Here is a 13,825-nt window from a genome sequence, read left to right as displayed (position 1 = left end):
ACATGAAAAGATATTTTACGTTGTTTCTTTTGAACTTTATTGGTGCAACCTTATTTGCACAAAAAAATGATTTTCAAAACTATGCTATCCAAACTTTAGATAGCATCTATAGCAAGTTTGGAAATACTAAGAATCAGCTTTTGGCTGAAAAATATCCCTTTGATAAAAACTTTAAAGCTGATTATCTGGATAATAATCAACAGGCAGGGCAGCAAAAAAAATATGCTTATCTATGGCCTTTCTCGGGTAGTTTCTCGGCGGTCAATGCTTTAATGGAATTACCTAAGACAAAAAAGGCTTTTCAATTCATACTTAACAAAAAAGTACTGGTGGGTTTACAGGAGTACAGGGATGAAAGCAGATCGCCTGTTGGCTATGCTTCTTATTTAAATACAGCTCCTCCTTCGGACCGTTTTTATGACGATAATATCTGGCTGGGTATCGATTTTACAGATAGCTATATCCATACAAAAAAGATGAACTACCTGACTTCGGCCAAAGAGATCTGGAATTTTGTAAAGAGTGGGGAGGATGATAAATTAGGTGGTGGCGTTTATTGGTGTGAACAGAAAAAGGAATCTAAAAATACCTGTTCGAATGCCCCTGCAAGTGTGTTTGCACTTAAATTATTTATGGCAACCAATGATAAGTCCTATCTGCAAGAAGGAGAACGCCTTTACGCATGGACAAAGAGAAATCTTCAGGATCCCGAAGACAAGTTATATTGGGACAATATTCAGCTCAATGGAAAAATTGGAAAGGCCAAGTTTTCATACAACGCTGGACAAATGTTGCAGGCGGCAGCCTTGCTTTATAAACTGACGAAAAATAAGCAGTACCTTGAAGATGCGCAGCAGCTGGCTGAGGCTTGCTTAGGGTATTTTTTTGAGAAAAGTGGCGAACTGAATTTTCCAAAACTGAAAAATAGCAATTTGTGGTTCCATGCGGTAATGATGCGCGGTTATATGGAGCTTGCTGCGGTGAATGGCAACCAAAAGTATCTTGCAGTTTTTGCGAAAAACCTTGAATTTGCCTGGAGGCATATGCGCGACAAAGAAGGGCTTTTCAGCCCAGACTGGACCTTGAAGGATCAACATCAATCGAAGTGGCTCCTTGATCAGTGTGCTTTTGTCGAGATGTATGCACGGCTGGCCAAAGCCGGATACTAGAACAACTTTACAACAGCTCAGTGTAGGCTTCTTGAAAAATCTGCTAAAAGTATTTTTAGCAGATTTTTTTTGTTCTTGTAACATGTTGGTTAGAGAGATTAAATAATGTTTACTTAACATAATAAATACTGTAAAATTTCTATTTTTGAAATGATCAACTTCCAGTTTTGAATAATTTGTAAAATAGGATCCGTAGACAAGGGGCTAATATTATATACTGAACGATTTTGTTGGACATATCGGCATTAGGATTATCTGTCCGGGTGAGCCCAAGATTTGAAGGAGGTCGCATTTTGATTAAATACCAAGTTATTTTATTATGAAAATTAAAAATCTATTATTACCATTGGTTTTGCTGGGCCTTTCCACAAGTACAGTATTGGCGCAGAGTAAAAAAATCAAACATGTCGTTTTAGTTGGTTTTGACGGTTTTGGTGCTTATGCTTTACCAAAGGCGGAAATGCCAAATCTTAAAAAAATGATGCAGGAGGGGACCTACAGTACCCATGTACGCACAGTACTGCCTTCTTCAAGTGCGGTGAATTGGGCTTCTATGATTATGGGGGCTGGTCCTACAGCTCATGGATATACTGAGTGGGATAGCAAAGTCCCCGAAATCCCGTCTACGACCAAAACAGCCAATGGAATGTTCCCTTCGTTGTTTAATGCTGTAGCAGGCAAAAACCCTAAAGCGCAGTTTGCAGTAGTACACAGCTGGCCTGGTATAGGTTATCTGATCGATAACAAAGTTGTCCAGAAAGTCATTAATACCAAAGATGATGATGAAGCCGCTTTAAATACGACTGTGGATATTATAAAAAAAGAGAAACCGACAATTATGTTTGTACACTTTGACCAACCTGATGGTGTAGGGCATAATATTGGACACAATACGCCGGAATACTATGCCGAGTTAAAACAGGTTGACAGGCGCATAGGTACCTTACAGCAGGCTGTAAAAGAGGCGGGAATCGCAGATGAAACGATTTTCGTTGTTGCTGCTGATCATGGCGGTACAGGAAAGGGACACGGTGGTAAATCGTTGGCCGAGGTGGAGATTCCCTGGGTAATGACCGGACCTGGTGTGCCGAAAGGAAAAGAAATCAAGGAAACGCTGATGATTTATGATATCGCACCTACGTTAACTTGGTTGCTTGGTGCACCGCTTGATGCCGCTTGGCGCGGACAGGCGATCAAAGCGTTCCAACAATAGTCGTTGCCCGTCAAACAAAAAGCCCCAAAGAAAATTCTTTGGGGCTTTTTGTTTGACGAATCGTCAATATTATATGTCTACGACCACATCCATTTTGAAGTCGTCATCTTTTAGATGGACAATTTCCGTTGCTTTTTCGTAGTTAGTTGATTTCTTGGAGAAGAAGTCGTGTTGCGTCGTTTCAGTATTCAATCCATTCAATACGATTGGGTTGACTTGTTTTACTTCGAAGATCGGATCAAAGCCCAAATTCATCAATGCTTTGTTGGCATTGTAACGAACATATTCTTTTACCTCTGCAGTTAAGCCAACTTCAGTATAGATCTCTTCTGTATATTTCAGCTCATTTTCATACAAATTGTAAAGCAAGGCCAAGAAACGAGCTTTTACCTGATCTTGATTTTTTAATTTTTTGAATTGATCTTGAGCTATTAATCCAACGAATACACCGTGAATAGATTCGTCTGCGATAATTTTCTTAATGATATCGGCAGAAGCAACCATTTCACCTTGTCCACATAACCATAATGGCAAGAAGAATCCAGAATAAAATAAGAATGACTCCAATAATACGGAGGCAGCCATCGCCATATAAATCTCCTCGTCCGAAGCATCTTCTTTATCGATTGCGCGGTAGTAGCCATCAATCGTTTCTGCTTTGTATTGAAGATATTTATTTTGTTGAACCCATTCGAAAATGTCGTTTATTTCTGCGGTTGTAGAAACTGTCGTGAAAATAGTGGAATACGATTTTGCGTGGATAGCTTCCATCATACACATATAGGACAATACAGCTTTATTCTGTAATGTATCGATATGATCGATGATTTTAGGCATACCAGTATGGCTTTGAAGGGTATCCAATAGGGTCAATCCTCCTAAAGCTTTTTTATACGCATCTTTCATTTCTGGGCTGATACGTTTCCAGCTATCGATATCTTTTGATGGAATGTATTCCGTATCGATCCAGAATTGACGGATATTTTGTTCCCAGAACATCAATACATAATCGTTCTCAGGGGTATTCCAGTTGACAGCTTTATATGTTTTACTCATTTTTAGTTTAAAGTATTAGGCATTTATTATCACGTATTTGGATTGTTGATTTTAGATAAGCCAAAAGCCGCCAATGGCGTAGGCAACTTTTGACTTTCTCCCATTATATATCCAAATACTAAAATCTCAAAATTAAGCTGAACAAGAAACACATTCGTCGATGGTCGATTTTCTTGTCCGTGTATAATAAAGGGATTTCAATCCCAATTTATGTGCATAGATATAATATCTAGACAAATCTCTCGTCGAATCCTTTGAGTTTGTATGCAAAATTGTAGATACACCCTGATCAATATGGCGTTGGATAACCGAGATCAATTTTAAGACCTTGAATTGATCCATGTCATAGGCCGATTTGAAATAGAAATAATTATCGTTTGTCAAGTATGGCATTGGATAGTAAGTTGTACTATCTCCATACTCACGTACCTCAATGATATCTACGATTGGCATAACTGATGCGGTTGCATTCATGATATACGAAGTCGATTGATTTGGAGCAATAGCCAAACGGTAAGCATGGTAAATACCATGTTCTTTGATTTTTGCTTTTAATTCCAACCAATCTTCTACTGTTGGAATATGTATTCCTTCAAATAACTCCGCTACTTTAGCTGTTTTAGGCATATAATCGCGGTTTACGTAATTGTTGAAATACGTGCCATCGGCATAGGCTGATTTTTCAAAGCCAACAAAAGTTTTACCCCGTTCTTTTGCAATTTCCATCGATGCTTCCAATGAATAATAGTTCATCATCATAAAGAAGGTATTGGCAAAATCTAGCGCCTCATTAGATTCATACATGATGAAGCTTTTTGCAAGGTAACCATGGAGGTTCATTGCACCAAGCCCTACAGAATGTAACTCACGGTTTGCTTTCGCAATAGATGGAACCATATCGATATTGGTCACGTCTGTAACGACAGTCAAAGCACGCATAGCCGTTTTTACGGTCTCTTTGATACGTTTGTTGTCCATTACAGTCGCAATATTTAAGGATCCTAAGTTACAGGAGATACCATAACGGATCGTATCCTGTTTACCATAGATCTCAATATCGGATACTTGGGATACTTGCATGATTTCAGTACACAAGTTCGAGAATTTCACTTGACCGATTTCATTCAATGCATGGACACGGTTGGTGTTCTCTTTGAAGAAAATATAAGGATATCCGGATTCTTTTTGTGTCTGTGCAATTTTAACTAAAAGATGACGGGCATTGATTTTTTTCTTTTTCACGTTTGGATTCGTGATCAATTCGTCGTACATCTTGTCCATATCCATCTCATCCAAGAATTGTCCATACTCTTGCATCACGGTGTGTGGGTAGATCAAATAGCAAGGTTCATCTTTTTCTGCCAATTCCATGAATTTATCAGGCACGATGATACCGATCGACAATGATTTGATCCGTACTTTCTCGTCAACGTTGATTTTTTTACAATCTAAAAATTCTTCGATGTCGGAGTGGAAAATATTGAGGTATACTGCCCCGGCACCTGGACGTTGTCCCAACTGGTTCGCATATGAAAACGTATCTTCCATAATCTTCATGATCGGAAGTACACCGCCAGCACGGCCTTCAACACCTTTGATCGCTTCTCCGCGAGCACGGATTTTGGAGATATTGAACGATACACCACCACCGATAGAAGACAACTTCATGGCAGAATCAACAGCGTAACCGATACCATTTAAGTTGTCGCCGATTTCATCCAAGAAACAAGATACCAATTCACCCGAGCGTTTCTTTCCTGCATTCAAGAATGTAGGGGTCGCTGGCTGATATTCTTGATTGATCATGATTTCTGCGTACTCAATTGCTTTTTGAACACCCTCTTCTCTTGCTAAGAACAAGGAAACAGCAACTACACGGTCTTCATAACGCTCTAAAAACTTCTCTCCAGAGTCATCACGTAATGCGTAGCTCTGGAAGAATTTGAATGCCGCCATAAAAGATTCGAAACGGAATTTCTTCGCATAGACATAGTTGAATACCGTTTCCATTTCTTCAAATGTAAACCATTGGTAAAAGTCAATATAATAGTTGTTTTCTACCAAATAGTCTATTTTTTCTTTTAATGTATAAAAGAACACTGTGTTCTTATTTACATATTCCAAGAAATATGCACGAACCGCTTCCTTATCTTTATGTAAGCTAAATTCGTCATCATGCTTAATCATGATTTCATTATTAAGCAATATCCAGTTTTTTGCTACTTCGTTTGCTACCATCGCAAAAGTTCTTTAAGATGTCAATAAATTGATTAATATCTTCCATTGTTCCGGACAGTTCAAATTTGAACGCCAGTGGAATGTCGAAATCCTGTGAAATGCGATCAGCTGCTAGACCAAAATTCGGTCCCCAGTTGCGGTTGCCACTGGAAGTAACAGAATAGATATTTTTAGCTTCGCGTTTCATGAATTCTTTTGTGTTTTCGGGTACCTGTCCAAAATTTGTGGTGAAGGTGACCAAATGACCAGGGGCTTTTACCGTTAAATCGGCGGTGATTTTATGGATTTGCCAACCCGTTATCTGAGCTACTTTATCCATAAAACGTTGTACGTTCCCCGTTCTGGAATCATAATAAATGTGTATCATGTCACTGTTTAATTTTAATGATACGCTGAATTTATTAAAGGGCAATGGCAGCCAATTCTTCTGGTTTAAAGCCAATGATACGGTGTTGAATCTCTTCATTTTCCAACACAATTACCGTAGGAACGGTGCGGATTTTGAATCTTGCGGCCAAGTCTGGTTCATCAAAAGGATTAACCGTTTCATATTGGATACCTTTTTGATCCAAATAAGCCGATACTTGTGCACAAGGAGCACAATCGTTTTTCTCAAATTTGATAATTCTTGCCATGTTTACTTGTTTATTTTTTTATTCCAATCTTTATAGAAAAACTCGGTACGGAGTTAATGGTATCAATTTTAATCGGGGAGACCAGATTGAAGGTTAACCTGGCCATTTAAAATAGACAATTCACCAAAAAGAAAAGTCTGTATTTCGATACTTAAAAACTTCGTTGAGTTGCCAATTCTTTCATTAGCTTAACAAATATCTTATATTTTCTTTCGATGCGGTAGTTTGACTTTTCCACATTTTGGGTAAAAGTTTGTCAGAGAATGCGTTTGCTGAAGATTCGTGTTTGTAAGTTGTTGTTTTTCTGTGTTTTGTAAATGTGGATAACTTTAAATTAGTAATTTTTACCACTATTTTACAAATGATTTAAGTTTAATTTTAGTGTCATAAAAAAGCTACAAAGCTTGTTTTTTATGAAAATTTTATTACTTTATTTTGCCCTAATTTGAAAAATAAATTTATGAAGAAACTATTCTATGGTCTCTTGCTTTTAGCGTCGCTACAGACGCAAGCGCAGGAAAACATTACCTTTCAAAAACCCTCTACTGAAATTTTGGCCTTAGCCGATTATGTGCGTCCACCTCAGATAAAGATTTCAAGCGATAAAAATTGGATGTTATTTACGTTCCGGCCTACATATAAAAGCCTGGCAGACTTAGGCCAAGAGGAAATGAAACTGGCGGGATTGCGGATTAATCCCAAGACAAACATGGAAAGTTCAACAATCTTTTTCGATAAGATTGCCTTGAAAAAAATAGGACAAAATATGGAATTTTCCGACTTCACGGGGATGCCCGAAAAAGCCGCGATGGCCAATTTTGTGTTCTCTCCAGACAATAAGCGTTTGGCATTTAGCAATACAAATGAAAGTGGAACAGCCTTATTTGTCATTGATCTTGCAACGCGAAATGTCAAACAGTTGACAGCGTACAATTTGAATGGAACATTGACAGCACCATTTCAGTGGTTGAGAAATTCTTCCGGTTTAATAATAACAAGTCTGCCAAAGGATAGGGCTGCACTGTTAGATCCTTCAAAAGATTTGCCGACAGGACCTATTGTCTCAACAAGTGATGGGAAGGTGTCCCAATTGAGGACATACCAAGACCTGCTTAAAAATCCGCAGGATGAAGTGAATTTTGAAACATTGGTGCAATCCAACCTTGAACTTGTAGATCTGGACGGCAAGATTTCTTCCTTTAAAGATAAAGCCATTTATACAGGGATCAGTTTCTCGCCGGATGGTGAGTATGTGATGATCACGACGATCACAAAACCTTATTCCTACGTAGTTCCGGTTTCGTCTTTTCCACAGCAGGTTCGAATTTATGATCGATCGGGTAAGGAAATAGCGCTTGTGAATGAGACAGCCTTGACAGAGGTAATGCCGAAGGGTTTTTCGTCGACACGATCAGGGAAACGGGCCTGGCATTGGCGGAGTGATCAGCCAGCTACGTTGGCTTATGTAGAAGCCTTGGATGGCGGGGATGCGAACAAACCTGCGGAGTTTCGTGATGCCTTATATACTTTATCTTACCCTTACAATGGTGCGGGAAAGCTTATTTTTAAAATCAAAGACCGTTATGCTGGTGTAACATGGGGGAATGATAAATATGTGTTGATCAATTCGCAATGGTATGATACGAGAAACGCAAAAACTTTTGTGGTGAATCCTTCCTCGGGAGAATCTAAACTATTGCATGACCGGAACAGTCAGGACGTCTATAATGATCCGGGAGATGTGTATATGGAAAAAAATAGTTTAGGCACTTATTCGATGTATATAGATAAGGATAAAGCGTTGTTTGTAGGTAAGGGTTTTACTAAAAATGGCGAGTTTCCTTTTGTGGATGAGCTTGATCTGCATTCATTGAAGAAAAAACGCATCTACACTGCTCCAGCATCTGAAATGCAAGAACGTATCGCCCAACTAGTGAACCCTAAAACTGGTGATCTGTTGATTTCGCTTCAGTCAGCATCGATTTATCCGAATTATTTCATGAAAAATATGAAATCGGGGAAACAGGTGACGCTCACCACGTTGGAAAATCCGTTTAAATCTTTGGAAAAAGTTCATAAAGAGATTTTAAAGTACAAGCGCAAGGATGGAGTCGAACTTTCCGGAACATTATATTTACCTGCCGGTTATGATTTTACGAAGAAAGAGAAGTTGCCCCTGCTAATGTGGGCTTATCCACGGGAATATAAGGACAAGAATACAGCCGGACAAAGCACGGCTAATCCGAAGGAGTTTACCTTCCCAAGTTATGGCTCTTTTATCTACTGGGTATCGAAGGGGTATGCTGTATTGGATAATGCGGCCTTCCCTATTGTTGGAGAGGGAACAAAAGAACCGAATGATACTTTTATCGAACAACTTGTGGCAAATGCCGAAGCTGCAATTGATGCGGTAGATCATTTGGGTTATATCGATCGGAAAAAAGTTGCTGTGGGTGGGCATTCCTATGGTGCTTTTATGACAGCACATTTGTTGTCCAATTCAAAATTATTTGCAGCGGGAATAGCGCGTTCTGGAGCATACAATCGAACGTTAACACCATTTGGTTTTCAGAGTGAACAACGTAACTTCTGGGATGATCCAGCCTTGTACATGACCATGTCTCCATTTATGAGTGCTGATCGGATGAAAACCCCACTTTTGTTGGTTCACGGCGGAGCCGATAATAATCCCGGAACATTCACCCTGCAGACAGAACGCTATTTCCAGGCCCTGAAAAACTTGGGAGCTCCCGTGCGTATGGTCATTTTACCACGCGAAGCACATGGATATGTCGCGAAAGAAAATATCTTCCATTTACTTTGGGAGCAGGATCAATTTTTGGAAAAATACCTTAAAAAATAAGGTGAAAATAAAAATGAATAAAAAGAGGTTGTAAAATGAAGTGCAGCCAAAAAGTTGTACAAAGTTAGAAATTAATTATTCCTGTGATGAGCTCGATATTTTATCGGGCTCATTCCTTTTAGACGGGTTAGTACACCTGATTTGATCTGTGTTAACTTGATGTGGGAACCACTAAGTCAGGATTCAACTCTGGAAAGCTTCTGCTTGACTGCGCAAATGTTCTGAAGTACCAATGGATTATACATATTATTTTTTTAAGTTTGGGTAATTTACCAGAGGGAAAGATCCGATTATGAGACCTGATATATTTAGAGAGAAATCACCATTATCTTCCGATGACTGTTTTGTGGTCTTCGATCGGAGAAAATCTTCTTTTACTTTTCCGGTACATATTCATCCTGAATATGAGCTCAATTATGTTGAGGGGGCAGCCGGAGCACAACGTATCATTGGCAACTCGGTAGAGTCTATTGGCGAGCGGGACCTAGTACTCATTGCCAGCCCCGAGCTTGAACATGCATGGAAAGATGGCGAATGCCAATCGAATGATATTCATGAAATCACCATTCAATTTCATCCTTCCTTGATTGAACAGTATCTGGATAAAAAGCAGTTTGCCAGTATACAGCAGTTATTGTCCAAAGCTTCACGTGGTGTAGTTTTTGGTAAGGACACGGTAGATCGGGTATTACCGCTGTTACGCATACTGACTTTGGAAAGAGACGGATTTTATTCTGTTATGAAACTCCTGGTATTATTGTATGAATTGTCCAAAGGTGAGGATATCCGAGTGTTATCTACTGCGACCAATACGGTGCTGAGCAATAGCGAATTATTAATGGGACGATTGCAGGAATATATTGTCGCCCATGTAAATAGAGAACTGAGCCTTCCGATGGTTGCTGCGGTGATGAACATGAGCAAATCAACATTTTCCCGTTTTCTGAAATCATCTACGGGGATGAACTTTACGGATTATCTGCTCGATTTTAGGATCAATATGGCGGTAAGGTTACTTAAAGAGGAGACGTTGATTGCTGATATCGTCGAACAATGTGGCTTTAACAGCGTCTCATATTTTTACCGCGTATTTAAAAAGAAAAAAGACCTTACTCCAGTCGAGTACCGAAATAGCCTGCGCAAACAGCAAATGATTATCTAGTTTTTCCTTTCTTATTTTGCTTTTCCACAAAGCAAGGAGATCTCCTATGTCTATTTTTTCAGGATACGAAAAGATGTCGATAAAATAAAGAAGATCCTGCCTTTCCCCTACTTGATAATTCAATATATGTGAATCCAAAGTTCAATAAAACGACTTTGTCTCCTTTTTAATTAGCTGTTTATCAGTAGTTTGATTGTTTGTTTCAATGTGCCATTGTCTCACTTATTTTGTTGTTATTTCTATTTTGCGCAATCGTTTGTGCTAACTTTTTTTTGATTTTTCCGGCAGAAATATGAATGAAAAGTACAATACGATTGAGTTGATCTTGCTATTTACGGCTCCTCCTTTTCTCTAATTTCGTCAGACAAACCAATATTAGAATACCAATTTAAGTATAGACATATTATACAAATCATCTATTTATTGTAAACCTTTAATACACAAAATATGAGAAAAACAGCTTTACTACTCTTACTTTCCACTTATGGGAGTTTAGCTTTCGCACAGCAATCCCAAAAGGTGAGGGGCAAAGTCCTCGATGCGGATAATAAGCCAGTGGCAGGAGCTACTGTCAATATCAAGGGCAGCGGCGGCGGAACTAAAACGGACGCCGATGGTTCTTTTACACTTGACGTTGCGAAGGGCAAAACCTTAAAAATAACCTACGTGGGGATGAAGGAACAAGAGATCCTTGTCAATGATGCATCGACTTATAGTATCGTGCTTCAATCGGGTACGGAATTAGATGAAGTTGTGGTGATCGGCTACGGTACGGTGAAAAAAAGTGATTTGACCGGTGCAGTGGCATCTGTGACGGGCAAGGATCTACAATCTAATTTAGCTAAAAGTGCTGCCGGCGCTTTACAGGGGCGCGTTGCTGGGGTGAGTGTGTCAAATGCTGGCGGATCGCCAGGAGCAGGAATGAATATCAATATTCGTGGTATAGGTTCGATGGGCAGTACTAATCCTTTATATGTGATTGATGGTGTATTTGGCGATATCAATACGGTAGATCCAAATGATATCGCTTCATTGGAAGTGTTAAAAGATGCATCTGCTGCAGCTATTTATGGCTCTCGTGCGGCTAATGGAGTGGTGATTATTACAACGAAGGGCGGTAAAAGGGCAAGTCCAGCCACGTTGAGTTTAAATGCTTATACTGGGGTGCAAAGTCTACCCAAAAAAATGAGCTTGATGGATGGACCGCAATGGAAAAAATTTGTGGACGAAAAGGGATACCTACCAGTACAGGCCAAAGACTTCAATGCGAATACCGATTGGCAAGATGAAGTGTTTCAAACAGCACCCGTGAATAAGATCAATCTGGATGTTGCTGGTGGTGGCGATCGATCGACCTATAGTGTTTCCGGAGGGTACCTGAATCAAAAAGGTATTTTGAAAACAACGGGTTATGAATCTTTCAATGTACGTAGCAAAAATACCTTTAACTTTTTCAATGATCATCTCCGTGTTGGAAATACATTCTTGATTAAATCGGGGGATCGCCAATATGCCAATTTGGTAATCACAGATATCCTGCGTCAAAATCCGTTATTACCGGTTTATGATGCCAATGTTGTCGGTGGATATTCAACCTATGCACCATGGATGAAAAATTTGGATAATCCCGTTGGTAATTTGAATCTCAATACCAATCATGTCTATCAGACAGATATCATGCTCAATGGATATGCGGAGGCAGATCTTTTTGTAAAAGGATTAAAATATAGATTGAATGTAGGGATTAATAGAACCACAGGAAGAAATTATAACAAATCGGATCGACGTCCCGATGGTACTGCCGTTTTGCAATCTTCGCTGAATGAAAGCGCTTTCTTCAATAATCAGTGGCTGATTGAAAATACCTTACATTACGACAATACTTTTGATAAGCATACAATTTCCCTATTGGCCGGTTACTCCTCTCAGGAAAACTCGAATAGGGGATTTGGTGCCAAGAGACTTGATATTCCAGCAGGCACGGATGCAATTGATGCAGCATCACCAGCAGAGCAATCAACTTCAGGAAGTCTGCAGGAAGCATCCATGATATCGCAATTTGGTCGTGTGATGTATACGTATGATAATCGTTATCTATTTACGGCAACGGTTCGTCGAGACGGATCTTCGAAGTTTGATAATGGACATCGCTATGGGGTTTTCCCATCGGTGGCTCTGGGCTGGAATATCATGAACGAAAGCTTTTTTGAAAAGGCGAAAAATTCAGTCAATGAATTCAAAATCCGGGCAACTTATGGTCGCTTGGGTAATCAGGAGATTGCCAATTATACGACACAAAATGTTACGAGATACGGTATTAACTATATCCAAGGTGGAGCGTGGTGGCAAGGAGCAATCCCTGGAACGAGCTGGGTTTCACCATCTAATCTAACTTGGGAAGAGACCGAGACGAGTAACCTCGGTGTTGACCTGGCTTTTTTACAAAGTAAGCTAAGAATCAGTGCAGATTATTATGTTCGAAATACGAAAGATATCTTGTTGTCAATCAACCAACCACCTTCTGCAGGAAAATCGGGTTCACCAGTAATGAATGCGGGTACTATCAGTAACAAGGGTTTCGAGTTTTTAGCGAGCTATCGCGATGCAATTGGTGAGGTAAATTACAATATCGGTGTCAATGCTTCGGCCGTTAAAAATAAAATGAAAGCGATTACCGTAGGAAATAAGCAGGAGTTTGAGGGGTATAATCCACAGGGTGAGGGTGTAATTAGTTGGGCTAAAGTTGGTTATCCCATTGGCGGTTTTTGGCTGATCCAAACGGATGGATTGTTCCAGTCAGATGCTGAAGTACAAGCCTATAAATCGGGAAATGGTACTGTAATCCAACCTACTGCCAAAGCTGGGGACATTAAGTTCGTTGACTACAATGGCGATGGAAAGATCGATAACAACGATCGTCAATACATGGGCAGTCCCTATCCTTCTTTAGCCTACGGTATCCGCGGTGGACTGGATTATAAAGGCGTTGATTTTGCGTTCTTCTTTGATGGTATGTACGGTAACAAAATATACAATTATACGCGTGCTAGAATAGAGAGCACAAGTGAGGTGCATAATTATTCTACCAGTCTTTTGAATTCGTGGACAGCAAGTAATACCAATACCGATATCCCGCGTTATACGCGTGAGGATCCCAATGGTAACGTACGTCGCGTCAGTGACCGCTGGTTGGAAAGCGGTGCGTTCTTCCGTTTAAAAACAATAGAATTAGGTTATACATTACCTAATACTTGGTTGAATAAAGTAACCTTGAAAAATGCACGTATTTATTTGGCTGCTGACAACCTGTTTACCGTAACAAAATATAAAGGCTATAGCCCTGATTTAGGTCCAAGCAATAACGATAATGGGGTCGGCCAGACAGGAGTAATGACGGCTGGTACAGATCATGGTCGGTATCCGCTGGCGCGAACTATTATGTTTGGTATACAGGCTAATTTCTAGTGGATTACAGGAAGTTTACAATTA

The 13,825-nt window shown here is 39.7% G+C and carries 9 protein-coding genes; 5 read left to right on the top strand and 4 right to left on the bottom strand.

The genetic code is table 11. The features are described 5' to 3' along the window. Positions 1-2 precede the first annotated feature (2 nt). Both AB1Z56_RS18485 and AB1Z56_RS18480 read left to right on the top strand, forming a co-directional pair. Complete coding sequence (locus AB1Z56_RS18485) at positions 3-1,169, top strand: glycoside hydrolase family 76 protein (RefSeq protein WP_309365736.1); 1,167 nt, start codon at positions 3-5, stop codon at positions 1,167-1,169. A 319-nt stretch (positions 1,170-1,488) separates the two neighbouring features. Continuing rightward, on the top strand, positions 1,489-2,382 hold the full coding sequence (locus AB1Z56_RS18480) for an alkaline phosphatase (RefSeq protein WP_309365737.1): 894 nt from the start codon (positions 1,489-1,491) through the stop codon (positions 2,380-2,382). A gap of 69 nt (positions 2,383-2,451) precedes the next feature. Here AB1Z56_RS18480 and nrdF read toward each other — a convergent pair whose 3' ends face one another. From nrdF to AB1Z56_RS18460, 4 genes are all read right to left on the bottom strand, one after another. Continuing rightward, entirely contained in the window at positions 2,452-3,438 is a 987-nt protein-coding gene (nrdF, locus tag AB1Z56_RS18475) for a class 1b ribonucleoside-diphosphate reductase subunit beta (protein WP_070570180.1), read from the bottom strand. A gap of 132 nt (positions 3,439-3,570) precedes the next feature. Continuing rightward, positions 3,571-5,676 (bottom strand): class 1b ribonucleoside-diphosphate reductase subunit alpha, encoded by a 2,106-nt coding sequence (nrdE, locus tag AB1Z56_RS18470; RefSeq protein ID WP_046673717.1) that lies wholly within the window; start codon positions 5,674-5,676, stop codon positions 3,571-3,573. Next, positions 5,636-6,043: a class Ib ribonucleoside-diphosphate reductase assembly flavoprotein NrdI gene (gene nrdI, locus AB1Z56_RS18465; protein WP_083296125.1), complete on the bottom strand. Its 408-nt coding sequence runs from the start codon at positions 6,041-6,043 to the stop codon at positions 5,636-5,638. Before nrdI ends, nrdE begins: the two co-directional genes overlap by 41 nt. 34 nt (positions 6,044-6,077) lie before the next feature. After that, positions 6,078-6,311, bottom strand: a complete 234-nt coding sequence (locus AB1Z56_RS18460; RefSeq protein ID WP_046673718.1) for a thioredoxin family protein — start codon at positions 6,309-6,311, stop codon at positions 6,078-6,080. Between the two features lie 460 nt (positions 6,312-6,771). Here AB1Z56_RS18460 and AB1Z56_RS18455 point away from each other — a divergent pair, with 460 nt between their 5' ends. From AB1Z56_RS18455 to AB1Z56_RS18445, 3 genes are all read left to right on the top strand, one after another. Next, the gene (locus AB1Z56_RS18455; protein ID WP_426789845.1) at positions 6,772-9,174 is read left to right on the top strand and encodes a prolyl oligopeptidase family serine peptidase; all 2,403 of its coding nucleotides are present in this window, start codon (positions 6,772-6,774) and stop codon (positions 9,172-9,174) included. Positions 9,175-9,466: 292 nt separating this feature from the next. After that, on the top strand, positions 9,467-10,336 hold the full coding sequence (locus tag AB1Z56_RS18450) for an AraC family transcriptional regulator (protein WP_309365739.1): 870 nt from the start codon (positions 9,467-9,469) through the stop codon (positions 10,334-10,336). 447 nt (positions 10,337-10,783) lie between these two features. After that, positions 10,784-13,801, top strand: a complete 3,018-nt coding sequence (locus AB1Z56_RS18445) for a SusC/RagA family TonB-linked outer membrane protein (protein WP_309365740.1) — start codon at positions 10,784-10,786, stop codon at positions 13,799-13,801. Positions 13,802-13,825: the final 24 nt, after the last annotated feature.

The sequence above is a fragment of the Sphingobacterium sp. WOUb80 genome, from assembly GCF_050058145.1.
GTDB lineage: Bacteria > Bacteroidota > Bacteroidia > Sphingobacteriales > Sphingobacteriaceae > Sphingobacterium.
This window is presented reverse-complemented; position numbering and strand designations above follow the sequence as displayed.

Bases quoted from the DNA above. Each gene is read 5' to 3' on its own strand.
- AB1Z56_RS18485 (WP_309365736.1), top strand. From the start codon at position 3: ATGAAAAGATATTTTACGTTGTTTCTTTTGAACTTTATTGGTGCAACC.
- AB1Z56_RS18480 (WP_309365737.1), top strand. From the start codon at position 1,489: ATGAAAATTAAAAATCTATTATTACCATTGGTTTTGCTGGGCCTTTCC.
- nrdF (WP_070570180.1), bottom strand. From the start codon at position 3,438: ATGAGTAAAACATATAAAGCTGTCAACTGGAATACCCCTGAGAACGAT.
- nrdE (WP_046673717.1), bottom strand. From the start codon at position 5,676: ATGGTAGCAAACGAAGTAGCAAAAAACTGGATATTGCTTAATAATGAA.
- nrdI (WP_083296125.1), bottom strand. From the start codon at position 6,043: ATGATACACATTTATTATGATTCCAGAACGGGGAACGTACAACGTTTT.
- AB1Z56_RS18460 (WP_046673718.1), bottom strand. From the start codon at position 6,311: ATGGCAAGAATTATCAAATTTGAGAAAAACGATTGTGCTCCTTGTGCA.
- AB1Z56_RS18455 (WP_426789845.1), top strand. From the start codon at position 6,772: ATGAAGAAACTATTCTATGGTCTCTTGCTTTTAGCGTCGCTACAGACG.
- AB1Z56_RS18450 (WP_309365739.1), top strand. From the start codon at position 9,467: ATGAGACCTGATATATTTAGAGAGAAATCACCATTATCTTCCGATGAC.
- AB1Z56_RS18445 (WP_309365740.1), top strand. From the start codon at position 10,784: ATGAGAAAAACAGCTTTACTACTCTTACTTTCCACTTATGGGAGTTTA.